The 25,948-nt window shown below is 71.9% G+C and carries 27 protein-coding genes; 12 read left to right on the forward strand and 15 right to left on the reverse strand.

The window, feature by feature from the left end; genetic code table 11:
- Positions 1 to 111: 111 nt before the first annotated feature.
- Positions 112 to 519 carry a VOC family protein gene (locus tag ACFQO7_RS05755; protein WP_376805419.1) on the forward strand — a complete coding sequence of 136 codons (408 nt, stop codon included), beginning with the start codon at positions 112 to 114 and terminating at the stop codon, positions 517 to 519.
- A gap of 74 nt (positions 520 to 593) precedes the next feature.
- Here the strand turns inward: ACFQO7_RS05755 and ACFQO7_RS05760 are convergent, their stop codons facing one another.
- Genes ACFQO7_RS05760 through ACFQO7_RS05775 form a run of 4 tightly spaced genes read right to left on the reverse strand, consistent with a single transcriptional unit; the run spans position 594 to position 4,003 of the window.
- The gene (locus tag ACFQO7_RS05760) at positions 594 to 1,307 is read right to left on the reverse strand and encodes an ABC transporter permease (RefSeq protein ID WP_376805420.1); all 714 of its coding nucleotides are present in this window, start codon (positions 1,305 to 1,307) and stop codon (positions 594 to 596) included.
- A gap of 11 nt (positions 1,308 to 1,318) precedes the next feature.
- On the reverse strand, positions 1,319 to 2,230 hold the full coding sequence (locus ACFQO7_RS05765) for an ABC transporter ATP-binding protein (RefSeq protein WP_376805421.1): 912 nt from the start codon (positions 2,228 to 2,230) through the stop codon (positions 1,319 to 1,321).
- Positions 2,227 to 3,078 carry an ABC transporter permease subunit gene (locus tag ACFQO7_RS05770; RefSeq protein WP_376805422.1) on the reverse strand — a complete coding sequence of 284 codons (852 nt, stop codon included), beginning with the start codon at positions 3,076 to 3,078 and terminating at the stop codon, positions 2,227 to 2,229. The genes ACFQO7_RS05765 and ACFQO7_RS05770 overlap by 4 nt, the downstream gene beginning before the upstream one ends.
- Positions 3,071 to 4,003 (reverse strand): ABC transporter ATP-binding protein, encoded by a 933-nt coding sequence (locus ACFQO7_RS05775; protein ID WP_360532488.1) that lies wholly within the window; start codon positions 4,001 to 4,003, stop codon positions 3,071 to 3,073. Before ACFQO7_RS05775 ends, ACFQO7_RS05770 begins: the two co-directional genes overlap by 8 nt.
- A gap of 125 nt (positions 4,004 to 4,128) precedes the next feature.
- Between ACFQO7_RS05775 and ACFQO7_RS05780 the strand changes: the two genes are divergently transcribed.
- Positions 4,129 to 5,001 (forward strand): hypothetical protein, encoded by an 873-nt coding sequence (locus ACFQO7_RS05780; RefSeq protein ID WP_376805423.1) that lies wholly within the window; start codon positions 4,129 to 4,131, stop codon positions 4,999 to 5,001.
- Here ACFQO7_RS05780 and ACFQO7_RS05785 read toward each other — a convergent pair.
- Entirely contained in the window at positions 4,998 to 5,546 is a 549-nt protein-coding gene (locus tag ACFQO7_RS05785) for an SPFH domain-containing protein (protein ID WP_376805424.1), read from the reverse strand. The genes ACFQO7_RS05780 and ACFQO7_RS05785 overlap by 4 nt on opposite strands.
- 99 nt (positions 5,547 to 5,645) lie before the next feature.
- On the opposite strand from ACFQO7_RS05785, the gene ACFQO7_RS05790 reads away from it, so the two are divergent.
- The 3 genes from ACFQO7_RS05790 (at position 5,646) to ACFQO7_RS05800 (ending at position 8,459) form a co-directional block, all read left to right on the forward strand.
- A complete protein-coding gene (locus tag ACFQO7_RS05790) occupies positions 5,646 to 6,608 on the forward strand; it encodes an ATP-binding cassette domain-containing protein (RefSeq protein ID WP_376805425.1) in 963 nt (320 codons plus the stop codon).
- On the forward strand, positions 6,605 to 7,360 hold the full coding sequence (locus ACFQO7_RS05795; protein WP_376805426.1) for an ABC transporter permease: 756 nt from the start codon (positions 6,605 to 6,607) through the stop codon (positions 7,358 to 7,360). Before ACFQO7_RS05790 ends, ACFQO7_RS05795 begins: the two co-directional genes overlap by 4 nt.
- A gap of 142 nt (positions 7,361 to 7,502) precedes the next feature.
- Entirely contained in the window at positions 7,503 to 8,459 is a 957-nt protein-coding gene (locus ACFQO7_RS05800; RefSeq protein ID WP_376805427.1) for a DUF2332 domain-containing protein, read from the forward strand.
- A gap of 79 nt (positions 8,460 to 8,538) precedes the next feature.
- On the opposite strand, the gene ACFQO7_RS05805 is transcribed toward ACFQO7_RS05800, so the two are convergent.
- A complete protein-coding gene (locus ACFQO7_RS05805) occupies positions 8,539 to 9,741 on the reverse strand; it encodes an aminoglycoside phosphotransferase/kinase family protein (RefSeq protein ID WP_376805428.1) in 1,203 nt (400 codons plus the stop codon).
- 175 nt (positions 9,742 to 9,916) lie between these two features.
- Entirely contained in the window at positions 9,917 to 10,330 is a 414-nt protein-coding gene (locus ACFQO7_RS05810; protein WP_376805429.1) for a group III truncated hemoglobin, read from the reverse strand.
- Positions 10,331 to 10,373: 43 nt separating this feature from the next.
- On the opposite strand from ACFQO7_RS05810, the gene ACFQO7_RS05815 reads away from it, so the two are divergent.
- The 4 genes from ACFQO7_RS05815 to ACFQO7_RS05830 all read left to right on the forward strand — a co-directional run bounded on the left by ACFQO7_RS05815 (position 10,374) and on the right by ACFQO7_RS05830 (position 13,083).
- Complete coding sequence (locus tag ACFQO7_RS05815; protein ID WP_376805430.1) at positions 10,374 to 11,048, forward strand: helix-turn-helix transcriptional regulator; 675 nt, start codon at positions 10,374 to 10,376, stop codon at positions 11,046 to 11,048.
- Positions 11,045 to 11,290, forward strand: coding sequence for a hypothetical protein (locus ACFQO7_RS05820; RefSeq protein ID WP_376805431.1), 246 nt, complete (start codon positions 11,045 to 11,047; stop codon positions 11,288 to 11,290). The genes ACFQO7_RS05815 and ACFQO7_RS05820 overlap by 4 nt, the downstream gene beginning before the upstream one ends.
- A 68-nt stretch (positions 11,291 to 11,358) precedes the next feature.
- On the forward strand, positions 11,359 to 12,168 hold the full coding sequence (locus tag ACFQO7_RS05825; RefSeq protein ID WP_376805432.1) for a TIGR02569 family protein: 810 nt from the start codon (positions 11,359 to 11,361) through the stop codon (positions 12,166 to 12,168).
- A gap of 138 nt (positions 12,169 to 12,306) precedes the next feature.
- Entirely contained in the window at positions 12,307 to 13,083 is a 777-nt protein-coding gene (locus tag ACFQO7_RS05830; protein WP_376805433.1) for a class I SAM-dependent methyltransferase, read from the forward strand.
- An 85-nt stretch (positions 13,084 to 13,168) separates the two neighbouring features.
- Here ACFQO7_RS05830 and ACFQO7_RS05835 read toward each other — a convergent pair whose 3' ends face one another.
- From ACFQO7_RS05835 to ACFQO7_RS05855, 5 genes are all read right to left on the reverse strand, one after another.
- On the reverse strand, positions 13,169 to 15,064 hold the full coding sequence (locus ACFQO7_RS05835; RefSeq protein WP_376805557.1) for an ABC transporter ATP-binding protein: 1,896 nt from the start codon (positions 15,062 to 15,064) through the stop codon (positions 13,169 to 13,171).
- A gap of 50 nt (positions 15,065 to 15,114) precedes the next feature.
- Positions 15,115 to 16,848, reverse strand: coding sequence for an ABC transporter ATP-binding protein (locus ACFQO7_RS05840; protein WP_376805434.1), 1,734 nt, complete (start codon positions 16,846 to 16,848; stop codon positions 15,115 to 15,117).
- On the reverse strand, positions 16,842 to 17,447 hold the full coding sequence (locus tag ACFQO7_RS05845) for a TetR/AcrR family transcriptional regulator (RefSeq protein ID WP_376805435.1): 606 nt from the start codon (positions 17,445 to 17,447) through the stop codon (positions 16,842 to 16,844). Before ACFQO7_RS05845 ends, ACFQO7_RS05840 begins: the two co-directional genes overlap by 7 nt.
- A 311-nt stretch (positions 17,448 to 17,758) precedes the next feature.
- Positions 17,759 to 19,012, reverse strand: coding sequence for a hypothetical protein (locus ACFQO7_RS05850; RefSeq protein ID WP_376805436.1), 1,254 nt, complete (start codon positions 19,010 to 19,012; stop codon positions 17,759 to 17,761).
- A gap of 91 nt (positions 19,013 to 19,103) precedes the next feature.
- Complete coding sequence (locus ACFQO7_RS05855) at positions 19,104 to 19,568, reverse strand: hypothetical protein (RefSeq protein ID WP_376805437.1); 465 nt, start codon at positions 19,566 to 19,568, stop codon at positions 19,104 to 19,106.
- A gap of 151 nt (positions 19,569 to 19,719) precedes the next feature.
- Here ACFQO7_RS05855 and ACFQO7_RS05860 point away from each other — a divergent pair, with 151 nt between their 5' ends.
- The 3 genes from ACFQO7_RS05860 (at position 19,720) to ACFQO7_RS05870 (ending at position 23,138) form a co-directional block, all read left to right on the forward strand.
- Complete coding sequence (locus ACFQO7_RS05860) at positions 19,720 to 20,394, forward strand: M15 family metallopeptidase (RefSeq protein WP_376805438.1); 675 nt, start codon at positions 19,720 to 19,722, stop codon at positions 20,392 to 20,394.
- Positions 20,395 to 20,431: 37 nt separating this feature from the next.
- A complete protein-coding gene (locus ACFQO7_RS05865) occupies positions 20,432 to 21,223 on the forward strand; it encodes a maleylpyruvate isomerase family mycothiol-dependent enzyme (RefSeq protein ID WP_376805439.1) in 792 nt (263 codons plus the stop codon).
- A gap of 94 nt (positions 21,224 to 21,317) precedes the next feature.
- Complete coding sequence (locus ACFQO7_RS05870; RefSeq protein WP_376805440.1) at positions 21,318 to 23,138, forward strand: hypothetical protein; 1,821 nt, start codon at positions 21,318 to 21,320, stop codon at positions 23,136 to 23,138.
- 6 nt (positions 23,139 to 23,144) lie between these two features.
- Here the strand turns inward: ACFQO7_RS05870 and ACFQO7_RS05875 are convergent, their stop codons facing one another.
- The 3 genes from ACFQO7_RS05875 to ACFQO7_RS05885 are packed head-to-tail and all read right to left on the reverse strand — an operon-like array spanning position 23,145 to position 25,682.
- Complete coding sequence (locus tag ACFQO7_RS05875; RefSeq protein ID WP_376805441.1) at positions 23,145 to 24,314, reverse strand: damage-control phosphatase ARMT1 family protein; 1,170 nt, start codon at positions 24,312 to 24,314, stop codon at positions 23,145 to 23,147.
- Positions 24,315 to 24,357: 43 nt separating this feature from the next.
- The gene (locus tag ACFQO7_RS05880; protein WP_376805442.1) at positions 24,358 to 24,786 is read right to left on the reverse strand and encodes a hypothetical protein; all 429 of its coding nucleotides are present in this window, start codon (positions 24,784 to 24,786) and stop codon (positions 24,358 to 24,360) included.
- Between the two features lie 50 nt (positions 24,787 to 24,836).
- Entirely contained in the window at positions 24,837 to 25,682 is an 846-nt protein-coding gene (locus tag ACFQO7_RS05885; RefSeq protein ID WP_376805443.1) for a hypothetical protein, read from the reverse strand.
- Positions 25,683 to 25,948 lie beyond the last annotated feature (266 nt).

Below are 25,948 nucleotides of genomic sequence, written 5' to 3' on the forward strand. Positions count from 1 at the left end.
TACGGGCGGCCGTCACTCCGTCGTGTCATGCCGTGCTGTCCGACCCTTCTGCGAGGATGCTGCGTGGACTGCGCACAATCCGGCGAACCATGACGATCAAGGAGGATTCGAATGGCGTCCAGGCTCAACCCGTATATCAGCTTCAACGGCAACGCCCGCGAGGCGATGGAGTTCTACCAGGGCATCCTCGGCGGCAACCTGACGGTGAGCACCTTCGGCGAGTTCGGCGACAAGGACGTGCCGTACGCGAACCAGATCATGCACGCGCAGCTGGAGTCCGACGCCGGCTACACGCTGATGGCCTCGGACACCCCGCCCGGCATGGCCTACCACCCCGGCGACAACATCGCGATCAGCCTCAGCGGCGACGACGGCGACCGGCTGCGCGGCTACTGGGAGAAGCTGACCGAGGGCGGCACCGTCGGCGTGCCGCTGGAGAAGCAGATGTGGGGCGACGAGTTCGGCGCCCTCAAGGACCGCTTCGGCGTCAACTGGATGGTCAACATCGCCGGCTCCTGACCGCGATACGAAGGAAGGGCACCTTCACAACGCATAGCGTTGTGAAGGTGCCCTTCCTTCGCTTTCGGAGGGGGTCAGCTGGTTTCGCCGGCTACCGAGAAGGCGCGCAGGCGCTGGGTGGCCAACCAGGTGCCCAGCACGGTGAAGACGACGGTCATCACCGCGGCCACCGCCGTGGACACGGTGCTCGGGAACAGCGTCGAGCCGGACAGCGCGCTGGCGAACTCGATCACGTAGTGCTGCACGGACACCGTGCGGGTGCCCGTCACCACGTTGCTGAGCAGGCCCTCCCAGATCACCACGTAGAGCAGGCCGACCAGCACCGGCCGCCGGGTCACCACGCTCAGCGCCAGGAACAGCGCGCTGTACACGATCGCCCCGGCCACGCACGCCACCGCGAACCCCAGACCCAGCCGCACCCCGCCGACCATGGTGGCGGCGACGAACATCGGCGCCGCGGTCGTGACCGCGCTGACGAGCGACGCCACCACCAGTTTGGCCAGGATGATCCGGCTGCGTGGGATGGGTTTGGTCAGGATGTGCACCACGGTGCCGTCGTCGATCTCCGAGCCGAGCACGCCGGTGCCGACGATCAGCGACACCAGCGGCAGGATCACGGCCACCCCGAGCCCGATCAGCACCCCGTCGGCCAGGTCGACCGCCGGGGCCGCGAAGGCCAGGCCGATCGCGGTGATGCCGACCAGGATGACCGGCATGGGCAGCAGCAGCCAGGACCGGCGGCGGCCGAGCAGCCCCCGGGCGGTGATCCAGGCAATGGTCATGTTCATCGCGGTGCTCCCTATGCCGAGACCAGGTAGGAGAAGACGCTTTCCAGCGACTCGTCCGAGGGGATGAGCTGGCGCACCCGTACGCCCTGGTCCAGGGCGATGCGCGGCAGGGCCCGGGTGAACGTGCCGTAGTCGCCGGCGTGCACGGTCAGGCCGTCCTTGCCCAGCGTGACGCCCGCGACCGAGTCGGACGCCATCAGCGCGACCGCGAGCCGCCGGTCGTCGCTGGACCGGATCGCGAACACGTGCGGCCGGTGCGTCATCAGGCGGCGGATGGTGCGGTAGTCGCCCGACGCGGCCAGTCGGCCCGCGACGATCACCTGCACGGTGCCGGAGACCTGCTCGACCTCCTCCAGGATGTGCGAGCTGAACAGCACCGTGCGGCCCTGCGCGCCGAGCCGGTGCAGCAGCTCCATCATGTGCATACGCTGGCGCGGGTCCATGCCGTTGAACGGCTCGTCGAGCAGCAGCACCGCCGGGTCGTGCACCAGCGCTGCGGCGACGCGCATCCGCTGGCGCATGCCCTTGGAGTACGTGTCCATCCGGCGGTCCTGCGCGTCGGCCATCTCGACCAGCTCGATCGCGCGCCGGGTCGCCGCGTCGGCGTCGGGCAGCCCGTGCAGCTTCGCGCTGGCCCGCACGAACTCCTTGCCGGACAGGAAGCCGTACACCGCCTCGCGCTCGTTGACCAGGCCGAGCTTGCGGTAGATCGCCGGGTTGCGCCAGGTGGCGTCGCCGTCGATCAGCACCTGCCCGCGCGACGGCGCGAGGAAGCCGGCCATCATGTGCAGCAGGGTGGTCTTGCCGGCCCCGTTCGGGCCGAGCAGGCCGGTCACGCCCGGCCCGAGGGTCATCGTGACGTCGTTGACGGCGACGACGTTGCCGTACCAGCGGGACACCCCGCGCAGGTCGAGGTCGCTCACAGGGAAACCTTCCGATAGCGCAGGAGCAGCAGCAGGGTGCAGGCGGTGATGCTCAGCACCGTCACCAGGCCGTACACCGGCCCGTACGGCCCGACCTCGAACGACGTGCCGTACAGCCAGCTGCGTACCCCTTCGGGTAGGGAGAACGGGCTGAACATCGGCGCGATCTGCGACAGCGCGCCGCCTTCGCCGAGCGCGGCGAGCAGGCCCACCACCGGGGAGGTGATCATGAAGACGACGACGATCGCGCCCGCGGCGAACGCGCGGCGACTCGCGATCGAGGCGATCAAGACGGCGAGGCTGCTGAACACCAGGGCGTAACAGGTGGCCACCACCCAGCCGCCGAGCATGCCGCGGGCCTCCGCCGCGACCCCCGACGCGTCCTGCGCGGTGAACGCCGCACCGAGGAACATCAGCAGCTGTGGCCCGGCCATCAGCAGCCAGACCACCGTCGCCAGGGCGGCGAGTTTGGCCAGGGCGTAGTCCGACCGTGCCAGCGGGCGGGAGAAGTACAGCGGCAGCGTCTGGTTGCGCAGGTCCCGCGAGACCAGCTCGGGCGCGACCACGGCGAGGAACACCATCACCAGCACGCTGGCCGTGCTCGGCAGCTGCTGGTACGTCAGGATCATCTCGCCGGTCTGCGCCTTCACCGCGACCACGATCAGGGCCAGGGACGTGACCAGGCCGATCACGATCCAGGGGAAGATCTTCGCCTTGGCGCTGCGGCCCAGCCCGAAGGCGACCCGCACGCCGTGCTCGAACAGCGAGCGTGCGACGTAGCCGCGGCCCAGCCGGGTGCCGGTGTAACGCTGGTAGCCGATGTCGTGGATGACACTCCGCTCAGACATGGCTCACCTCCAGGGAAGCTGACGGGGCGGCGGGGGAGAACAGCTCGGCCACCCGGTGGCGGCGCTGGTCGAGGCGGTGCAGCGGCAGATCCAGGTCGGCCACGGTACGCAGGATCAGGTCGTAGGTGTCCTCGTCGGCGAGCGGGACCAGCAGCATCCGGCCCTCCGCGGTGGCGGTCAGCCCCCGCTGCGCCAGCGCCGCCGACAGCTCGGCGGTGCCCTCGGCGACCTCGATGGCCAGCACGTCCGTGCCCGTGGTCATCGCGTCGATCCGGTCGGCGCGCAGCAGCCGCCCGCCCTCGATGGCGATCAGCGAGTCGCAGATGCGCTCGATCTCGCCGAGCAGGTGCGAGCAGACCACCACCGAGATGCCGAACTCGGTGCCGATGCGGTGGATCAGCGTCAGCATCGCGTCGCGCCCGGCCGGGTCCAGGCCGTTGGTGGGCTCGTCGAGCAGCAGCAGGTCCGGGTCGTGCACCAGGGCCTGGGCCAGCTTCACGCGCTGCTTCATGCCGGTGGAGTAGCCGCCGATCTGGCGGTAGCGCTCCTCGTACAGCCCGACGTGGCGCAGCGCCTCCGACGCCCGCTCGCGGGCGACGGTGCGCGGCAGGCCGGTCATCCGGCCCATGTGCGTCACGAACTCCGCCGCGATCATGTCCGGCGGCAGGCAGTCGTGCTCGGGCATGTACCCGACGCGGGCGCGAACCTGCTCACCGTCGGTGGTCGGATCCAGGCCGAGCACCTGGGCGCTGCCGGTCGTCGGCGTCAGCAGCCCGAGCAGGGTCTTTATCATCGTGGACTTGCCGGCGCCGTTGGCGCCGACCAGGCCGATGATGCCCGGCTCGACGGACAGGGTCAGGTCGGACAGGGCGGTCACCCCGCCCGGGTAGGTCTTGGTCAGCGACTGGGTCGCGATGAGGGCCACGCCGCCAACCTAAACCTCCCGCCGCGCCGGGCAGATCCGGTGTCAACCCTGGTCTCGACCCTGAGACCAGGTCAGGTGGCCCGCGACCCACCGGGTATGGCCGTCGGTCCGATCTGGATGGAAGAATGCGCACCGTGACCGAGCAGCTCAGCGACGCCTCGTCCCCGGTTCCGTCGCCCCGCACCCCGGAGGCTGCCGCCCCGGCGGTCGCGGCGGGGGAGCGGCACGGCTTCTACCTGGGCCTGGTGTCGGCGGCGTTCCCCGCGATCCTGGCCGGGGTGCGGCTGTTCGTGCTGTCCAACGGTGACGACGCGACGCTCAAGGCGCTCGCCCAGCACACCAGCATGCAGGCGCTGCTCATCGGCAGCTACGTCCCGTTCCTGCCGCTGATCCTCATCCTCGCGGCCTACCTGGCGCTGTCGGAGCGGCGCGCCGCCGTCCGGGGCGCGGTGTTCCAGCCCACGGTGCTCGCGAGCCTGCCGCCGCCGGTGGCGCTGATGCTGCTGGTCGTCGGGCTGCTCACCGCCCCGGTGTACCTGCTGCTCGTGCTCGCCGGGGCCGCCGCGCTGCTGTCGCTGACGCTGCTGCGCCGCCGGGGGCGGCCTGTCATGCCGCGCGCCGGCGAGCGCCCGCCGAGCCCGCTGCTCGGCGGGCGGGTGCCCAACCGCTGGGTCGACGGGCTGACGCTGGTCCTGGGCGTGGTGCTCGCCGGCATGGTCACGCTGCAGGGCATGTGGCTGCCCGCGACCGCGCTCACCGTCGACGGCACGACGAAGGTCGCCTACATCATCGGCCAGGACGAGGACCTGGAGACCGTCCTGTACCGCGACGGCGGCGGCCCTCAGCAGCTGAAGTCCGACGAGATCACCTCGCGGCGGATGTGCAGCGAGCGGGAGGCCGGTGTGCTGCGCCGCCCGCTCGCCGCGCTGATCTTCCCGCCCGACGTGCGGACCTCGGACGTGCCGCTGTGCCGTGACCTGCTGCGCTCGGGTGGTTAGGCCCGCACCGGCACCGGGTGCGCCAGCACCTCGCTGATCCGCACACTGCCGATCTCGGCCCAGCCGGCCTGCTCGGTCAGCGCGCTGGTCAGCTCTCGGTCGAGGGCCGACCTGCTGGTCATCGCGGCCTCCAGCGGCAGACCCGCGATCAGGCGGCGCAGGATGGCCGCCGCCAGGTCGTCGATGGCCAGGCCGGGGCCGTTCGGCTGGTACGCCGCCCGCACCGGGTCGGTGATCCGCCACAGGATGCGCATCCTGATCTCGACCTTGCCGCCGTCCTGAGCGGTGAACACGTCTCCCGCCGGCACGTCGACGCTGCCCTCCCGTGGCGCCGGGGGCCACAGCAGCATCTGCTGGGTGAGCTCGACCCTGGCCTTGACCTGGTCGAGCAGGGGTACCGCCAGCCGCCGGCCGGCGGCCAGCGCGCGGTGGAAGCGCCGGTGGCGTTCCACGATCCACACCTCGTCCTCGGGCACCTGCCACAGTGCGGTCCGCGCCGCCAGTGGCAGGAACGCGGAGAGGGCCATGAAGGGGGCGTAATCCATACGGCACAGCGTGGGTCATCCGCGCGAATTCCGCTCGCCTCGACAGTAGCGTACGACGTACGGTACGGTGTACTCGAACTGAGCGGGAGGAGTCTGCGCATGGCAGAGCCGGCGATATCGGCGCACGGGGTCCGCAAGACCTACCGGGGAGCACAGGCCCCGGCACTCGACGGATTCGATCTCGAAGTGCCTCCGGGCACCGTGTACGGGCTGCTCGGCCCGAACGGCGCGGGCAAGACGACCGCCGTACGCATCCTGGCGACGCTGATGCGCCTGGACGCGGGACGCGCGGTCGTGGCCGGGCACGACGTGAGCACCCAGGGGGCGCAGGTGCGGCAGCGCATCGGTCTGGTGGGCCAGTACGCCGCGGTCGACGAGATCCTCAGCGGCCGGCAGAACCTGGTGCTGTTCGGCCGCCTCAACCACCTGGGCCGGACACACGCGGCCAGACGCGCCGACGAGCTGCTGGAGCGGTTCGGCCTGACCGAGGCGGGCGGCAAACCGGTCGCGAAGTACTCCGGCGGCATGCGCCGCCGCCTCGACCTCGCGACCAGCCTGATCGTCGCGCCCGAGGTGCTGTTCGTGGACGAGCCGACCACCGGCCTGGACCCGCAGGGCCGCCAGGAGGTCTGGTCCGCGCTGCGCGAACTCGTCGCGGGCGGCACCACCGTCCTGCTGACCACGCAGTACCTGGAGGAGGCCGACCAGTTGGCGAGCCGGATCGCGATGCTGTGGCACGGCCGGGTGGTCAGCGAGGGCACCCCCGACGAGCTCAAGGCCACCATCGGCGAGGACTGGATCGACCTGGCGTTCGCCGACGCTGAGCAGGCCGGGCGGGCGCTGCCCGCGGTGGTGGCGCACGCCGACGGCGAGCCGCGCACCGAGCAGCACCGGATCAGCGTGCCGGTGCGGCAGCGCACCAAGGCGCTGATCGCGATCAGCACGGCGCTGGCCGCCGAGGGCGTCGAACCGGTCGAGGTCAACCTGCGGCGGCCCACGCTCGACGAGGTGTTCCTCGACCTTCACCGCAAGCAGGCCGACAAGCAGGAGGTGGCGGCGTGACTGCCGTGCTGGAGGAGACCTGGGTGCTCGCGCGGCGCGAGCTCACCCACTGGCGGCAGCAGCCTGTCGGCGTGATCGTGAACTGGCTGTTCACCGTGATGATCGCGCTGATGTTCGGCGGCCTGTTCGGCGGGGCGATCGGGGAGGACTACTTCGACTACCTGATGCCGGGCATGTTCGCCCTCACCATGTTCTTCGGCGTGGAGGCGACCATGACCGCGGTGTCCACCGACGCCGCCAAGGGGGTCACCGACCGCTTCCGGTCCCTGCCGATCAACTCGGCGTCGGTCGTGCTCGGCCGCTGCCTGGCCGACCTGATGAACTCGACGGTCGGCCTGGCCGTGCTCGCCGCCGCGGCCGCGGCGCTCGGCTGGCGCTGGCACGAGGGCCTCGCCTCCGCGATCGCCGCGTTCGGGCTGCTCCTGCTGCTGCGCTTCGCCCTGCTGTGGGTCGGCATCTTCCTCGGCCTGGTCGTGAAAGGACCGGAGTCGGTGACCATGGTCCAGATCCTCGTCTGGCCGGTCGGTTTCCTCTCCGGCGTCTTCGTCGACCCCGAGACCATGCCCGCCTGGCTCGGCACGATCGCCCAGTGGAACCCGCTGTCGGCCACCGCCGCCGCCTCCCGCGACCTGTTCGGCAACCCCGGCCTGATCCCCGACCACGCCCTCCTGCTCGCCATCCTCTGGCCCCTCCTCCTGACCGCGATCTTCCTCCCCCTCTCCGTCCACCGCCACCGCCGCCTCAACTCCTGACAAACCAAGCCCCCGAGCGAAGGAAGGGCACCTTCACATCGGAATCCGATGTAGAAGGTGCCCTTCCTGTCACTGCTGTAGCGGTGAGCTGTGGTTTTCTGCGGGGCAGCGGGGAGAGTGGCGCGGTGCGACGATGGCGGGCATGACGATCGCGGGGGTTTTCGCGGAGTTCGCGCAGATGGAGGCGCACGGCGTCTCGCCGGTGTACGAACGACTGGGCGCGGCGGTCAGCCAGGACGACGAGGTCCTGGCCCTGCTCGGCACGCTGCCGCCGGAGAAGTGGCACCCGCAGCTGCTGTTCGGCGTCGTCCGCCTGCTCGGCGGGCCGGTGGCCGACCCGGCCGCGTGCTGCGCGTTCATCGTGCGGAACTGGCCCGCCGTCGCGGCCGAGATGACCGTTAGGGCCACGCAGACCAACGAGGCCGGCCGGTGCGCGGTGCTGTTGCCGGTGCTCGCCGCGCTGCCCCAGCCGCTGGCCCTGCTTGAGGTCGGCGCGTCCGCCGGCCTGTGCCTCTACCCGGACCGGTATGCCTACCGCTACGGCGAGCACCTGCTGGGCGAGCACGGCCCGGTCCTCGACTGCACGGTCACCGGAACCGCCCCGCCGGACCGGTTGCCCGAGGTCGTCTGGCGGGCCGGCATCGATCTGAACCCGCTCGACGTCACCGACCCGGCCGACGTCGCCTGGCTCGACGCGCTCATCTGGCCCGAGCACCAGCACCGCCGCGACCGGCTGCGAGCCGCGGCCGTCGTCGCCGCGGCCGACCCGCCGCTGCTGGTACGCGGTGACCTGAACGAGGCCCTGCCCGCGCTCGCGGCTCAGGCTCCAGCCGGCGCGACCCTGGTCGTCTTCCACACCTCCGTGCTGTACCAGGTGCCCGCACCGCAGCAGGCGACGTTCGTCGAGCTCGTGCGTGGGCTGCCCGGCCACTGGGTCTCGAACGACTCCGCCGACGTCCTGCCGGCCGGTGCGGCACCGCCGCCGCCCGACGGCGCGGCGTACAACCTGCTCGCGCTGGACGGCTGGCCGCTGGCCTGGACCCGTTCGCACGGCCAGGCGATGACCTGGTTCGGGGACCGGCTCGGGCAGGGCGCTTGAGTGCTGCCCCGTTTGCATTGGCTGCTCGCGGGACGGTCGCGTAGGTCGACGAGGCCGTCCCGCGAGCAGGCTGACCGGATCAGCGGCGAGCGGCTGCCGGAGCAGTTTCGTCCGCCGTCAGCGCGGCGTCGAGGACCTGCTGGTATGTGGTCGGGGACGGCAGGTGGGTCAGCAGGTGCCGCATGTTGCGGTCGGCGTACCGCTGGTCCTGCTCACCCTGTGCGGCCAGCGCCACGTCGGCCTGCCCGGCGACGTAGTTCAGCAGCCCGGTCGCCGCGCCACGGAACGAGTCGACGCTCAACGACGGCAGCGAACCGGCCCGCGCACGGTAGCCGTCGACCAGGGCACGGGCCGCGGCGACGTTGATTCCGCCGCGAGGGTCCACCGCCCACGCGGCCAGCGCATTGCACAGCTCCCACGCCGGTGGCAGCCCGGCGGCATGTTCCCATCCGGTGAGGATGAGGCAGCCACCCATACCGAGGCGTACGTTGCCGGGAGTGACGTTGTTGTGGCACAGCACTGGCTCCGGTACGGCCGAGCCCTCGCCGACCTTCTCCAACTCGGACAGCAGGGGCACTGCCGCGGCCAGGGCCGGGGCCCAGCCGACGCCCTTCGCGGCGACCGTGTCGGCGAGTTCCGCCCAGCTCGCCGTCCCGAGCCGCACCGAACTCCACGGGCAGATCTCGTTCGCGGGCAGGCGGAGGCCGTGGAGAAGCGCGAGCGTGTCGCCGACAGCGTGCGTGATCGACGCGCTGACCGGCGCGGCCAGCGGCGGACCGGAGTGCCGCCACTCGTAGACCCGCCAGCGGTTTCCCTCGATCGACTCGATCGACGCCCCGGACCGGCTGCGGACGGGGGCCGGCAGGGCCACGCCCGCCCGCGCGGCGGCTTCCTGGAAAAGGGTGTTCGCCTCGCCGTCGGTCACCGGGAACACGTCGTCGACAGTGCGCGGTGCCCACCGGCCGCGATCGGTCTCCAGTGACCAGCGCCGGCCCATCTCGTCCGGCCGGGCCACCGACCGCATCGGACCGGTGACCTCATCCAGGCCGAACCGGGCGGCGAGCTGCCGCGCCAGCGCGGGATCGGCGATCTCGGCTCGGCCGCGGCGGCGGTCGACCTCGGCTTTGAGGTCGGCCCAGGTGCGGAACCCGTACTGCTCGGCCAGGGAGGCCTGTGCGCCGGCCAGCGTGACCCGCCGGTCGGTGTCACGCAGCCCGGCCAGCAGATCTTTGGCCTGCCGGCGCAGGTGACCGAGGTCGGGATTGTCGGGCAGCGTCTTCATGTGAGCACCTCGCTCCACGCCCGGACTCGCACGGGCGGATGAGAGCGTCGGTGAACGTCGCCCAGCCTGACAACAGGCGGGGTGGCTTCGAGCCTTCCGGCGAGTCTCGGCGCGTACCCGAACGCGCTGGGATCGAGCTAACCGAACGGACCGGGGCGCTGTCAAGCGCCCGCGGTCACGGCCTGACGGTCGAGATGGTGACGTGCTCGCTGCCGGTCGAGCCGCCCAGCCGCCGCCCGATCGACCCGGCGATGCGGCCGGCCTGCGTCTTCGCCAGCTCGGCGAGGGGGCCCGCGTGGCGGTCGTCGACGGTGGCCCGCCACAGCGTCAGCCAGCGGTCGAAGTGGTGCTGCTCCAGCCGGACCAGCCGGTTGAGGTCGAAGTGCGACTGCAGCGCGTTGCGGCGGTAGCTGCCCGTGCGCAGCAGGACCGTCTCCCAGAAGTCGCTCATGATCGGCAGGTGGGCGGGGAGATCCATCTTCGCGACGTCGATGAAGATCGGGCCGAGCAGGTCGTCGGCGTACACCCGGGTGTAGAAGTCGGTCACGACCCCGGTGATGTCGGCCCGGTCGGTGATGTCGGTGCGCACAGGCTCCTCCTTTTTTACTATCGCCATCGTATATATTCGGTCCGTGGCTGACGATATGACCTACGGCGCACTCGCGGTGGCCAGCCGCCGCCGGGTGCTGGAGGTGCTACGCCAGGCCGGCACGCCGCAGGACGCGACCGCGCTGGCACAGGCGACCGGCCTGCACCCGAACACGGTGCGTTTCCACCTGAAAGTCCTTATCGACGCCGGGTACGTGGTGCAGAGCAGCGTTTCCCGCGGCGGCCCCGGCCGCCCGCAGGCGGTGTACGCCGGTGTGACGCCCGCCGTCGAGGCAGGCGGCTACGCGCTGCTCGCGGAGGTGCTCGCCGGTCAGCTCGACGAGGTGCGGGGCGCCGACCTGGCCCAGCGCGCCGGCCGGCGCTGGCTGCGGCGGACAGGCGTCGCCGGGGTGGACTCGGCTGCCGGGCCGGTGGGCGCGACCGCCACGCTCGACGAAGCGACCGCGCGGGCCATGGCGCTGTTCACCGAGCTCGGCTTCGACCCCGTGCGTACGCCACAGGACGGAGCCGGCCGGATCGAGCTGCACGCCTGCCCGTTCCTCGACGTCGCCCGGCGCCACCCCGACGTGGTGTGCGGTGTGCACCTCGGGCTGCTGCGCGGCACCGTGGACGGGCTGTCGCCGCAGGCGTTCGACGCTGACCTGCACCCGTTCGTGCGGCCCGGCGTGTGCGCCGCCGAGATCCGGGCGGCCCGGTGAGCAGGGTCCGTGCGGTCGCGCAGGTGGCGACGCCGTTCGTGTGGTTCGGGATGGTCGCCGCGATCTCGCTGCTGCGCAGGTACTGGCCCGTGCGCTCCACGATGGCGGCCGGCGGGGCCGACGTGGACTGGCTGTATGAACACAACTCGGCCGGGGTCCGCAGCCACTTCGACGCGAACGTCACCGTGGAGGAGATCGAACATCTCGCGCAGCTGCTCCGCGGTCCGCAGACGATCTCCTGACTCCCGGGGACGTCGGCGCGGGGCGAATGCGGTCGCCCCGGCCCGGCCGCGGCGGTTAGGTTGCCGGGATGGCACGTGAGGTTCCCGCTCCGGAGGTACTGGCAGCGTTCGGTGCTCGCGGCCCGGCCGTCCCGCTGCCGGGCGGTCAGGGCCGGACCTGGTGCGCCGACGATGTCGTCCTCAAGCCCGGCGGGCTGGAGGCGGAGACGGCATGGGTCGCCGAGGTGTTGTCGGGACTTCCCGGGAGCCGGCGTTTCCGGGTCGCCCGACCGGTGCGGGCCGGCGACGGCAGCTGGACGGTGCTGGGCTGGCAGGCATGGCGGTTGACGCCCGGCAGCCCTGACCCGCGGCGGTGGGACGACGTCCTCGCTGCGGGGGAGGCGTTCCACGAGGCGCTGGCCGGGCTCGCGCGGCCGTCGTTCCTGGACGAGCGGGACGATCCGTGGAGCTTCGGCGACCGCGTCGCCTGGCAGGAACTGCCGCTGCGCGGCGGCGAGGTGATGACGGAGGTGTTGGAGCCGCTGGCTCGCGTACGACGGCCGGTGCACTCGCCGTCCCAGGTGGTCCACGGTGATCTGCTGGGCAACGTGATGTTCGCCGACGGGCTCGCCCCGGCGGTCATCGACTGGCCGGTCTATCACCGGCCGGCGTCGTGGGCGCTGGCGGTAGCCGTCGTGGATGCCATGACCTGGCACGATGCGTCTGAAGCGCTACCGGATCGCTGGGCCGACCGCGCCGAGTGGGATCAGATGCTGGTGCGTGCGCTGATGTATCGGATCGCCACCAACGAGGGCCGCCGCCGGATGGGGCTGCCCGTGACGGAGCGTGTCGAGCACTACCGGTCAGTCGTGGATCTGGTGCTTGCCAGGCTGGAGTAGGTGTGTGGGTGACTCGCCCGCCGATCTCCGCCGCCGGCGAGACCCTGTCGCCGGGCGCGAGCCGGGCGAGCGGCGGCTGTACGTGCCGCTGAGGTTCTGCGGGTCGCCGTCGCGCCCCGGCACCAATAGGCTGCTGGTGTGGATCAAGATGAACGGTTGCTTTACTCCTCGTCGTTCGGCGCAGCCGCGGCCGCCTACGCAGAGCACCGCCCGGATTACGCGCAGGCCGCGGTGCGCTGGGCCCTGGAGCCCGCCCCCGGCCCGCGGGTGCTCGACCTCGGCGCGGGGACCGGCAAGCTGACCGCGACGCTGGTCGCGCTGGGCATCGACGTCGTCGCCGTCGAGCCGGATCCGGCGATGCTGGCGCAGCTGCGCGGTACGTTGCCGAGCGTCCGTGCCCTGCAGGGCAATGCCGAGATGATCCCGCTGCCGGACGGCTCCGTGGACGCCGTGCTGGCCGGCAACGCGATGCACTGGTTCGACATGGCGGTCGCGGGGCCGGAGATCGCCCGGGTCCTCGCGCCCGGCGGTGTCCTGGCCGGACTGTGGAACGTCCTGGACGACCGCGTCGACTGGATCGCCGGACTGGAGCGGGTCGGCGGCAGCGCCGTCGTCGGCCCGCGCGACACGCTGCGCAACTGGCGCGCCGCGACGGCAGGCCTGCACCTGCCGCACACCGGCCTGCCCCGGTTCGGCTCACCCGAGCAGGCCGAGTTCCCGCACGGCCAGCACCGCACCGCCGACTCCCTTGTCGCCACCCTCGCGACCCGCGCGGGTGTGCTGGTCATGCCGGAACCCGACCAGCGGGCCACCGCGGACCGGCTCCGCGCCTACCTCGCGGCCCAGCCGGATACCGCCGGCGGCGACTTCACCCTCCCGATGCTGACCGGCGTCCTGCGCACCCACCGCCACTGACCTTCGCTCACCCTCCGCGACCCCGAAACGAAGGAAGGGCACCTTCTACACGGACGTCCGTTAAGAAGGTGCCCTTCCTTTGGTTTCAGTCGGTGGTGGCGCCGGCGAACTGGGCCTCGTAGAGGCGGGCGTAGGCGCCGCCGGAGGCGATCAGTTTGTCGTGGGAGCCGTGTTCGACGATCGAGCCGTGCTCCATGACGAGGATGACGTCGGCGTTGCGGATGGTGGACAGGCGGTGCGCGATGACGAAGCTGGTCCGGCCGCTGCGCAGTGAGTTCAGCGCCCGCTGGATGAGCACCTCGGTGCGGGTGTCGACGGAGCTGGTCGCCTCGTCGAGGATGAGGATGCTCGGCTCGGCCAGGAACGCCCGCGCGATGGTGATCAGCTGGCGTTCGCCGGTGCTGAGGTTGGTGCCGTCCTCGTCCAGCACCGTCTCGTAGCCGTCGGGCAGCGTGCGGACGAAGCGGTCCACGTGCGCGGCCTTGGCGGCTTCGACGATCTGCTCCCGGGTGGGGGAGTTTGCGCCGTACGCGATGTTGTCGGCGATGGTGCCGCCGAACAGCCAGGTGTCCTGCAGCACCATGCCGGTCTTGGACCGCAGGTCCTCGCGGTCCATCGCGGCGATGTCGACGCCGTCGAGCGTGATCCGCCCGCCGGTCACCTCGTAGAAGCGCATCAGCAGGTTGACCAGCGTGGTCTTGCCCGCGCCCGTTGGGCCGACGATGGCCACGGTCTGGCCGGGTTCGACCGCCAGCGACAGGTCCTCGATCAGCGGCTTGTCCTCGCTGTACCGGAACGACACATGCTCGAAGCCGACCCGTCCGCGCAGGTCCGTCACCCGGGCCGCGGGGACCGGCTCGGGGCTCTGCTCGGTCGCGTCGAGCAGCTCGAACACCCGCTCGGCGGAGGCGACACCGGACTGCACCAGGTTGGACATCGCGGCGACCTGGCTCAGCGGCTGGCTGAACTGGCGGCTGTACTGGATGAACGCCTGCACGTCGCCCAGCGACAGCGAGCCCGACGCCACCCGCAGCGCGCCGACGACCGCGACCAGCACGTAGTTCAGGTTGCCGATGAAGAACATCGCGGGCTGGATCATGCCGGAGATGAACTGCGCCTTGAAACCCGCGTTGTACAGCGCCTCGTTGTGCTCGCGGAACGTCTCGGCCGCCTCCTGCTGCCGCCCGAACACCTTGACCAGCGAGTGGCCGGTGTACATCTCCTCGATGTGGGCGTTGAGCTTGCCGGTGACGGCCCACTGCGCGATGAACTGCGGCTGCGCCTTCTTGCCGATCCGCATCGTCACCCACACCGACACCGGCACGGTGACCAGCGCGATCAGCGCCAGCAGGGGCGAGATCCAGAACATCATCGCCAGTACGCCGACGATGGTGAGCACCGAGTTCATCAGCTGGCTCAGCGACTGCTGCATCGTCTGCGCGACGTTGTCGATGTCGTTGGTGGCCCGGCTGAGCACCTCGCCGCGCTGCTGTCCGTCGAAGTAGCTCAGCGGCAGCCGGGACAGCTTCGTCTCCACCTGCTCGCGCAGCGCGAACACGGCGCGCTGCACCACGGTGGTGATGATCCGGAACTGCATCAGGGAGAACAGCGACGCGGCGACGTACACGCCGAGGGCGACCAGCAGCACCCGGCCGAGCGCGTCGAAGTCGACGCCGCGGCCGGGGACCAGGTCCATCGAGTTGAGCATGTCGGCCAGCGTGCCGTTGCCCTGGGCGCGGACCGCGTCGACGGCCTGCGCCTTGGTCGCGCCCTCGGGCATGTTGCCGCTGATGATGCCGGTGAACAGCACGTCGGTGGCGTGGCCGAGGATGCGCGGGCCGATCACCGACAGGCCCACGCCGATGACGCCGAGCACCACGGCCGACCAGACGGCGACGCGGTGGGGCACCAGCAGTTTCAGCAGGCGGCGGCTAGACTGCTTGAAGTTGAGCGACTTGCCCTGCGGCGGGCCGGCCATCATCGCGCCGGGTCCGAAGCGAGGCCCTGAATCACGGCGTACGGGGGTCTGGGTCACGCCGCCTCCTCCTCGGTGAGCTGGGACAGCACGATCTCGCGGTAGGTCACGTTGCTGTTCATGAGTTCGCTGTGGGTGCCGGTGCCGACGACCTGCCCGTCGTCGAGGACGAGGATGCGGTCGGCGTCGCGGATGGTGTTGACGCGCTGGGCGACGATCACGACCGTTGCGTCGGAGGTCTCCCGGGACAGCTCCCGCCGCAGCGCGGCGTCGGTGGCGTAGTCCAGGGCCGAGAACGAGTCGTCGAACAGGTAGATCTCCGGCCGGCTGACCAGCGCGCGGGCGATGGCCAGGCGCTGGCGCTGGCCGCCGGAGACGTTGGTGCCGCCCTGGGCGATCGGCGCGTCCAGGCCCTCGGGCATGGCCTGCACGAACTCCTTGGCCTGCGCGACCTCCAGGGCCCGCCACAGCTCCTCGTCGGTGGCGTCGGCCTTGCCGTAGCGCAGGTTGGACGCGACGGTGCCGGAGAACAGGTACGGCTTCTGCGGGACGAAACCGATGGCCCGGGACAGGGCCTGCGGCTCGATGTCGCGCACGTCGACGTCGTCGACCAGCACCCTTCCGCCGGTGGCGTCGAACAGCCGCGGCACCAGGTGCAGCAGCGTCGACTTGCCGCTGCCGGTGCTGCCGATGATCGCGGTGGTCTCGCCGGGCCGGGCGCTGAAAGCGATGCTGCGCAGCACCGGCTCCTCCGCGCCCGGGTAGCTGAACTCGACGTCGCGCAGCTCCAGGTGCCCGCGCAGCCCCTCCGGGGTGACCGGCGCGGTCGGCGGGACGACGCTGGAGTCGGTGCCGAGCACCTCCTCGATGCGCTCCGCGCACACCTCGGCACGCGGCAGCATCACGAACATGAAGGTCGCCATCATCACGGCCATCAGGATCTGCATCAGGTAGCTGAGGTACGCGGTCAGCGCGCCGATCTCCATGCCGCCGCTGTCGATGCGGTGCGCGCCGAACCACAGCACGGCCACCGTCGAGATGTTGATGACGAGCATGACGAACGGGAACATCGAGGCCATCAGCTTGCCGACGGCCAGCGCGACGTTGGTCAGCTCGGTGTTGGCACCGGCGAAGCGCTCCTGCTCGTGCCGGTCGCGAACGAACGCGCGGATCACCCGGATGCCGGTGATCTGCTCGCGCATCACCCGGTTGACCTCGTCGATGTTGGTCTGCATGGCTCGGAACAGCGGGCGCATGCGCCACACGATGAAGCCGATGCCGAGGACCAGCGCCGGGATCACGGCCAGCAGCAGCCCGGACAGCTGCACGTCGAGCTGCAGCGCCAGGACGATGCCGCCGACCATCATGATCGGCGCGCTGACCATCATGGTGAAGGTCATCAGCGCGAGCATCTGGACCTGCTGCACGTCGTTGGTGGTACGCGTGATGAGCGACGGCGCGCCGAAGTGGCCCACCTCGCGGGCGGAGAACGACTGCACCCGGTCGAAGATCGCGGCCCGGACGTCGCGGCCGAGCGCGCTGGCGACCTGCGCGCCGACGTAGACCGCGCCGATCGAGCAGATGATCTGCACCAGCGAGACGCCGATCATGGCGGCGCCGATGCGCATGATGTAGCCGGTGTCGCCCTTGACCACGCCCTGGTCGATGATGTCGGCGTTGAGGGTGGGCAGGTAGAGGTTCGCCACCGTCTGCACGAACTGCAGCAGCACCACGAGCGAGATGTGCCGCCGGTAGGGCCGCAGCTGGCGGCGTACGAGTGTGATCAGCATGCGGGCTCTTTCTTGGCCTCGGGGGAGAGCACGCCGTCCAGGACGACGTCGACGATCTGGTCTTCGGGGAGGACCTCGTTGCGGTTGTTGAAAAACACCATCGAGATGAGCAGGGACGCGACGGTCTGCGGCGGCAGCCGGAACCGGTCGGCATCTTCGGAGATCAGCTCGGCGACCGCATCCGAGATACCGGTCAGCGCCTCGCGGGGGTCGAACACGGGCGTGGTGGTGACCACGGCGAGTCCGCTGCCGCGCAGCGACATCATCAGCGGGGCGTTGTCGCGGAAGCGGCGGGTCAGGATCCGCACCGCGGTCTTGAGCCGGAACCGGACATCGGGGTCGCCCGCCACCGCCTTGATCGACTCGATGGTGGGGGCCGGGTCGAAGGCGTGGGCGAGGGTCGCCGCGATCAGGGCGTTCTTGTCGGGGAAGGCGCGGAAGATGGTCCCCTCCGCGACACCCGCGCACTCGGCGATCTGCTTGCTGCTCACGTGCACACCTTCGGCACGCAGCAAGGGGAGGGTCGCCGCGATGATCGCGGCGCGCCGGTCCTCGGGGGTCAACGGGGAGACCCGGCGCCTGGGGGAGGCGTCAGTCACGGTGGCGACTCTAAATGAGTGAGCACTCACTCCGCAACACGATTATCCCGCTGTACGCCCACGGCGTAGCGCGTGCGCCTGGCGCGACATGGCCGACGGCCAGAACCGGCGCGGCGGGTGACTCTGGGTAGCGCCGACGCGAGGGACCACTCGTCGAGCGGCTACATCTTTTTTGATGTGCTCACATCAAAAAAGATGTAGCCGAAGACCGAGCGACTGCCGCTAGAGGCAGCACGAAACGTGCACGCATGATGACCGTCCGTGTGCTGTGACCTGGTCGGCCGTGGAGCCGATGCCGGGCGGGGAGCCGCTCAGGAGGCGACGAAGATCAAGGAGGTCTGGTCGTTGAGCGCCTTGCCGACGGTCGCGTGGTCGCCGGCAGTGAACAGGCGGCAGTCGCCGACCTCGCCCGGCGCGGTGGCGTCGTGCTCGCAGAGCACCGCGCGGCCGCCGTCGGCCAGGGTCAGCGAGCTGATCGCGTCGTTGCCGACCGTGCCGAGGTCGGTGGCGGCGAACATGCCCGCGCCGAACGCCCCGGACGAACCGGTCAAACCACCGTCGGCGTACGCGGTGAGGACCTGGCCGGTCGAGGGCCCCGCCGACACGGCCAGCAGGGAGATGCCGTCATCGAGGCCCGTTCCGGCCAGCTCGTGCACCCCGGAGCCGAACAGCGTGCACTCACCCAGCACAGCCGGCGCGACCTGGTCGTCGGCGCAGGCCAGCACCCGCTGACCGGCCGCCACGCGCAGCGAGCTGATCGCGTCGTTGCCCACCGCGGCCAGCTGCGCGGCGGCGGCCTGGTGCACCCCGGGGCCGAACGACTGCACGGCTCCGCCGAACCCGGGTTCGCTCGTCGCGGTGACCGCCGGGCCGCCGACCGCGACCAGGGAGACCGCCCCGTCCAGGCCGTCGCCGACCGTCGGGTGCTCGCCGGGTCCGAAGACCTGGCACAGGCCCGGGTTGCCGCTGGCGGTGGCCGTGGAGCGGTCGCTGTCGCAGAGCACGGCCTGGTGACCGTCGGCCACGGACAGGGACCGGACGGCGTCGAGGCGATCCAGGTCGCCCGCGGCCGCCTCGTACCGGCCCGAGCCCAGGTGCAGCTTGCCGCCGGACAGCGCGGGCTCGCCGTACACGGTGACGCCCTGGCCGGTCTCCTTCGCGGCGACCACGGTCAGCAGCGAGATCCTGTCGTCGAGGCCGCCGCCGACCCGGTCGTACCAGCCGGCGTCGAAGTAGCGGCAGGAGCCGAGACCGTCGACCGCGTCCGCGCTCTGGGCCGCGGTGCGGTCGCAGGCCAGCACGCGGAAGCCCTCGGCCACGCGCAGCGACGACACGGCGTCACCGCCGACCGCGCCCAGGCCGCCGGAGTCGGCGTCGAACACGCCCGCGCCGAACGCCTGCGACGCCCCGCCCAGGTCCGGTTCGGCGTACGCGACCAGCGGGTACACCGCGTCCGGCACCACCGGCTCCGGTGCCCCGGGCACCGGCGCGCCCGCGGCGGCGGTCAGCGGCAGCAGCGCGTACGCCGTGCCCGCGGCGGCCAGCAGCGACGTGCGAATCCACATGTCCAAAGCTCCCCGTGTCACCCGATGTGCTCCCACCGGTACCAACTGGCGGCGGGCCCACCGGTGATGGACGTGACACGATCGGGCGGTCTCAGCGGCGGCGCAACGTCATGAGCATCGCCGGGTACGGCCCGGCGGCGATCTCGGCCGTGGCGTGCTCGGCGGGGATCACGTTGTCCATGCGCAGCTGGAGCGTCGCGCCGGTGGCGTCGATGATGATCCGCCAGCGCCAGCCGCCGCCGTAGTCGGCCTCCAGCTCGACGACCCCGTCGTCGCGTACGGTGCCGGGCATGGTCCTGGCCGCAGGCTGCTGGTGCCATGAGTCGCTCCACAGCCCGACCACCGCGCCCGGCTCCTCACCCGCGCCGAGGGCGAGCAGGCCCTGCTGCGGACCGTCCGCCGGGTGCGCCCAGGTGTAGGCGACCGTCGTCATGTGGCCGCCTGCCGCCGTGGCCAGCGTCAGCGTGGCAGGCGACTCGGCGAACGGGTCCTGGGGCATCAGCCGGAAGCCGTTGGCCCCGGTCCAGTCACCGGTCACGTCCGCGAGAATCGTCATTGCCGGATGCTAGCCCGCGGGTGCGTCATCGGCCGGTGACGCGCCTGCGCGGCCACGTGTGAGCGGGGTGTGAGCGTTCGCGCTCACGTCCACGTCGCAGCCGACCGGGTGGACTGTGTGCCGTGACCGACCTGATTAGCGAGGCGGCGGCATGATCCTGCTGTCGGACCGCCGGATCTCCGCCATCGCCCTCGGCGACAACGGCGAACCCATGATCGACCTGCGGGAGGTGCCGGAGCTGCGCATCGACTCGCGGCTGGCCGATCCCGCCGGGGCGTACGCCCATCTGCGTGAGGGTGTCGCCCAGCGCCTGCTGGACGCGCAGCGGGCCCTGCCGGACGGGCTGCGGCTGCTGGTGATCGAGGCGTACCGGCCGCTGCGCCTGCAGACCGAGTACTTCGAGGGCTACCAGGACGAGCTGCGGGCCGCCCATCCGGGATGGGACGCCGAGCGCCTGCACACCGAGGCGAGCAAGTACGTCTCGCCGCCCGACGTCGCGCCGCACAGCACCGGCGGCACCGTCGACCTGACCCTGTGCACCGAGCAGGGCTTGGAGCTGGACATGGGCACCGCCGTCAACGCGAGCCCGCTGGCCAGCGCGGACGCCTGCTTCACCGCCTCGCCGCACGTGTCGGCGACGGCCCGCGAGCACCGCGACGCGCTGTCACTCGCGCTGTCGGGCGTGGGCATGGTCAACTACCCCACCGAGTGGTGGCACTGGTCCTACGGCGACCGCTACTGGGCCCTGCAGACTCGCGCCGTGCAGACCCGGTACGGCCCGGTCGCCTCGGCCGGAGCGGAACAAGCGGGTCGGGTCCGGGGTTGATCCAGCCGACGACCTTCGCGATCACCGAGGAGTACCCATGACCAGCTCCGCCGACGCCGCCATCGCCGCGCTGCGGTCCGGCCACGACACGCTCGCCGCGCACGTGCGCGACCTGCCGGCAGCGGACCTCACCGGCCCGTCCGGCGCGTCCGAGTGGGACGTGTCCCAGGTGCTCAGCCACCTGGGCAGCGGCGCCGAGATCCACCTCGCGACGGTGGAGGCGGCGCTGGCGGGCGAGCCCAACCCCGGCTTCGAGTTCAACAAGGGCGTCTGGGCGCGCTGGGACGCGATGGCCCCCGCCGAACGGGCCGAAGGCTTCCTCGCCGCCAACGACGCCCTGCTGGCCAAGTACGAGTCGCTGGACGCGGGCACGCGCGCGGACCTGCGGATCGACATGGGCTTCCTGCCCGCGCCGGTCGATGTGGCCACCGCGGCGACCCTGCGGCTGAGCGAGTACACCTTCCACTCGTGGGACGTACGGGTCGGCGGCGACCCGCGGGCCGTGCTCGCCGCCGAGGCGGTGCCCCTGCTCACGGGCACGCTCGGCGGCATGTTCGGCTGGCTGGCCAAGTCCGAGGCGCTCGACGGCCGGACGCTGACGCTGCGCGTCGAGACCACCGGCCCCGACGCGGTGCACGGCCTGCGGCTGGCCGACAAGGTCGAGCTGACCGACGCGCCAGCCGACGCCGACGGCGTGCTCCGGCTGCCCGCCGAGGCCTGGCTGCGCCTGATCGTGGGCCGGCTGTCGCCGCAGCACACCCCGGCCGCCGTGGAGACCGCGGGCGAAGCCGACCTCACTCTGCTCCGCCAGGTGTTCCGCGGCTTCTGACCGCCGCGCACCCGTCCCGCCCGCGTCACCTCGGGCGGGACGGTATGAGCAGGTTTCGACCGATCAGCCGCGCCGGAGCTGTGACACTACGGTGGTGACCGGCGTAGACGACCGTGCGGGACTGCTCGAAGGGGTCGACCTGCGCGCGCTGGTGCGCCGATACGAGCCGGTGCTCTGCTTCACCGCGGGTGAGATGTTCTTCCCGATGCCCGTGGACACCTACCTGGCCGGAGCGGCGCTGTGGGCCTCGCACCACACGTCGCGGGGCGCGCCGACGCTGCTGGTCGACCACGGCGAGCTGAACCCCGAGCGGCTGGCCGAGACGGCCCGGGAGCATCCCGAGGCCGCGCTGTTCCTGCGCTACGCCCCACGCGGCCTGGGGCATCGTGAGCTGCGGGAATGGCGGCGCAGGCCGGACCGGCCGAAGTTCACCGGGGTGTCCCGGCTGGCCGCGGTCGGGCTACTCGGCCGGTTCATCGACTCGCTGCTGCGCCTGTCGCTGACCCTGCGCGGCCGGGTCCCGGGCGGGCTCACCGCCGCGGTGCAGCGCCAGTACGCCGCCGCCGGACCGCAGACCGACGCCTACCACGCCCACGTCAGCTCCGACGGCGGCTACGTCGTCATCCAGTACTGGTTCCTGTACGCGATGAACGACTGGCGGTCCAGCTTCAGCGGCGTCAACGACCACGAGTCCGACTGGGAGCAGCTCACCCTGTACCTGGTGCCGTCACCGGAGGACGGGTTCTCCCTCGCCTGGGTGGCGCTGTCCTCCCACGACGAGGTCGGCGACGAGCTGCGCCGCCGCCCCGACGACCCCGACCTGACCTGGGTCGAGGGCACGCACCTGGTGGCCAACGCGGGCGCGGGCTCGCACTCGGGGGCGTACCTGCCGGGCGACTATCTGGTGCGGGTGCAGCCGCCCGCGCTGGAGGGCGCGCTCAACACGCTGACCCGCGTGCGGGCGGTGCTGTTCCCGTGGACCCGCGGCAAGGTCGCCGAAGGCCTCGGCATCCCGTACGTCGACTACCGCCGTGGCGACGGGGTACGGATCGGTCCCGGCACGTCCCGGCCGTGGACCCCGATCCTGATCGACTCCGCCACGCCCTGGGTGCGCGACTACCGCGGCCTGTGGGGGCTGGACACGGCCGACCCGTTCGGCGGCGAACGCGCTCCCGCCGGTCCCCGCTACGAGCGCAGCGGGGCGATCCGGACCTCGTGGGGCGACCCGGTCGGCTGGGCGGGCCTGGACAAGGTGCCGCCGACGCCCGCCCGCGCGCTGCGCGCCGGGGCCGACCGGGCCCGCGAGCTGGCGGAGACCATCGCCGAACTCGACGGGCGGATCGCCGACGGCCAGGACGAGCTGCGGCGGATGTCGGCCGGGCTGGAGCTGCTGCCGCCGACGGTGACCGCGAGCCGCCGCGGCGGTGACGGCGCGGCCGCCGCCCTGACCGCGCAGGAGCAGGCCGTGGCGCAGCTGCGGACCCGCCGCCGCGCCGCGGTGAACGAACGCGACCAGCTCCGCGCGGTGGGCGGCGTGCCGCCGCTGCCGCCGCCGCACGCGCACCTGCGCAACCGCGTCGTGCCCGACGTCGCCGCCCCGGCCGGCGCGCTGCTGCGGTTCTGGGCCGGGGCGTCGCTGTCCGTGCTGCTGCTCCTGCTCGGCTTCGCGCTGCTGCTGGAGCAGGGTTCGCTGCTGCTGGCGTGCACGCTGGCGGTGCTGGCGGTGATGGCCGTCGAGGCGGTGCTGCGCCGCCGCTTGCTGCTGTTCCTGGCGAGCCTGGCCATCGTCGTCGGGTTGGGCTGGCTGACCTGGCTGCTGGTGACGAACCTGCGGATCGCGTTCGGGGTGCTCGCGGTGGCCGCCGCCGTCGCGATCGGTGTCTCCAACCTGCGCAACCTGTTCAGCCGCCGCTGACGCCGCCTAGATCCGGACCTGGATCAGGCCGTGGGTGCCGTCCAGCCGCCAGCCGGGGCCGGCGGCGTCCAGCGCCCCGACGTCCGGTGCGCCGACCAGCACCTCGGATTTGAGCGTACGCAGCGCCGCGACCGCCCCGGGAAAGTGCGCGGTCACCGTGTCGAACGGGGTGTGCGCGGGCCAGTGGCGGTCCCCGACGAGGCGGCGGTAGTTCAGGTCGCCCTTCACGATCGTCAGCTTCGCCGCCCGGAACCGTGCGGCCAGGTCGCCGGGCAGGTCGTGATAGCTCAGCGGCTCGCAGTAGAACGCGTCCGTGACCACTTCCAGCGACCCGCCGTCCAGCGCCGACCACAGCCGTTCCCGCAGCGGCGGGGTCGCCTCGGCCAGCCGTCGCAGGCAGGACAGCAGGTCGTGGAGCATGGCGTCGGAGACGAAGTACGGCTGGGGCTTGAGGTGCAGCTCGACCCGGTCGGCCAGGCCCTCGCGCAGCAGAACGTCGATCAGGGCCAGGTCGGGCATCAGTTCGCGCCCGGCGTTGTCGGCGACCAGGCACACCGTGCCGCCGCTGCCCGGCGCGAGCAGCCGCCGCAGCGCCGCGCTGTCGTCGGCGACCAGGTCGGACGCCTGCTTGCGGTGCTCGGCCTCCGGGTTGGACACGCGGGTGGCCAGGTCGGCGCGGTTACCCCAGAGCGCGGCGTCCACGGCCGCGGTCAGCTGCTCCTCGACGGGACGACCGGCCAGGTCGGCCAGCGCGGCGAGGTCGGCGTCGAGCGCCGGGTCGGCCAGCTCCGCCGACTTCTGCGGGGTGAACGGGTCCAGCCCGCGCCACGGGCCGGGCCGGAAGTACTCCACGGCTTCGAGCAGCCGCCGGTAGAAGTAGTTCTCGGCCCACAGGAACGGCACGTCGTACCAGGCCATGCCCAGGTAGGGCGCGCTCCAGCGGGCCCAGTCGGCGGCGTCGTGGGCGTCGGCGGGCAGCGGCTCCACGACACCGGACACGGCGTCCTCGGCCAGCCGTGCCAGTGCCGCCCGGATGCGCGGCGGGTACGGGAACGCCCCGGACACCTGCTCGATGATCGCCGGATGCCGGTCGTGCAGCACCCGCCAGGTGAACGAGCCGGGCACATCGCTGAGGATCGGCGGCGCGTCGGCAAGCCCCTGGTCAGTCTCGGACACTCGTCTCGCCCCCCGCGTCGCCGTCACCCGATCACGGCGAAGTCTATGCGCCCCCGCCGCCGAGCCAGTCGTCGAGCAGGCGGTGTCGGTCCGGCACGACCTCGTCCGGCTCGCGGCCCTGCGGCCGGCCATACTTTCGGATCTCGGCGGCCCACCGCGCGGCGAGCGCGTCGGCGGCGGCGCGGCTGTGCACGACCTCGTGGTAGTGGTAGCCGGACTGGTCCGCCATGCCCAGGGTGTACGCGACGACCGGCCAGCGGCCGGCGCACCGCCGCCACGGCCAGACGACGACCGTGGCGGCCAGCGCGGGCACCCATTCCAGCGCCTGCCCGACCAGCCGCCCGGGCAGGTCGGGGAACGGCCCCGGCTCCTGCGAGGCGCTGCTCGCCGACCGCGGCCGCCACGCCAGACGGCGTCGGCCCACTCGCCACAGCTGCAGCGCCCCGTCAGGATCACGTCCGGTCACCACCATGTGCTCCATCATGGAGCGTCCGGCCAACCGAGCCGCCGAGGCCGGTCCGATCAGTCGACCTTCGCCGCTGTGATCGCGTTGCCGCCGCCGAGCTTGCCGCCGTCGACGGTGAACGTCCAGTTACCCGAGCCCAGCGGCAGGCCGGTCACCTTCACGGTCCAGCTGCTGCCGTTCTGGGTGGCCTCGGTCTGGCTGCCGGTCGGTGGGGTCTTGCCGGTGAACATGTTCGCGATGGACGAGCTGGAGAAGCGGGTCATCCGCTGCTTGTTGCCGTCGCCCCAGGCCGCCATGAAGTAGCCGACGTAGCCGGCGGCGTCTGCCGGGTACTGGGTGCGGTTGACGAACACGTCGACGACCGCCGTCGGGTGGCCGAGCTGGGTGTCCTCCATGGTCAGCCGGGTGTCGTCGCCGTGCGCGTTGCGGTAGTCGCAGGCGGTGCGCCCGCTGCCGGCGGCCGAGCAGTTGAGCGTGGTCCACTGGCTGTTGGGCTTGCCGTGGCCCATGAACTGCGACACCGCGGCCTGGACGGCGTACAGGTCGAGCTTGGACTTGCTGCCCGACGCCCAGGCGGCGAGTGCGGCCAGTCCGTAGTCCTTGGCCGTCTTGGGGAACGTCGGCGTTCCGCTGCCGTTGCCGCTGCCACCGGTCGCCGACGGCGTCGCCGCGGCGGAGCCGGACGGCAGGGCGCTCGCGCTGGTCCCGGGGCTGTCCGTGATCACGGTGTTGGCGCTGGCGCTGGCCTGCGGCTCGCCCTTCTTCCCGCAGGCGGCGGTGCCCAGCAGAGCGAGGACGAGCACACCGGCGACAGCGACGGCGCTGCGGTACGGACGAACGGGGTTATGGGTACGCGCGACGTCGTCGCCGGGGGCGGCGTGGCGCAGCGGAGAGGCGGTCATGGCGCACACGGTAAGTTGATCGCTCCACCTTGCCTAGGACCCGTCACAAATCCGACCCCCGCCTCGGTGAGATCGCAGATCCGCTCCGGACCTCGGCCCGGCACCCCGCTCCCCGCCAGACCAGAACACACCCTGGCCCGTCCCTCCCCGACCACCCCCGCTGCCGGTGCCCACCGACTACGGGCACCGGCGGATCTAGAAGAGTTGTTGTCGCTCTGGCAGCCACAACTCTTCTAGATCCGGTTCGCGCAGGCGGGTTGGCAGGT

Source organism: Catellatospora aurea (assembly GCF_042663325.1).
GTDB classification, from domain to species: Bacteria; Actinomycetota; Actinomycetes; order Mycobacteriales; family Micromonosporaceae; genus Catellatospora; species Catellatospora aurea.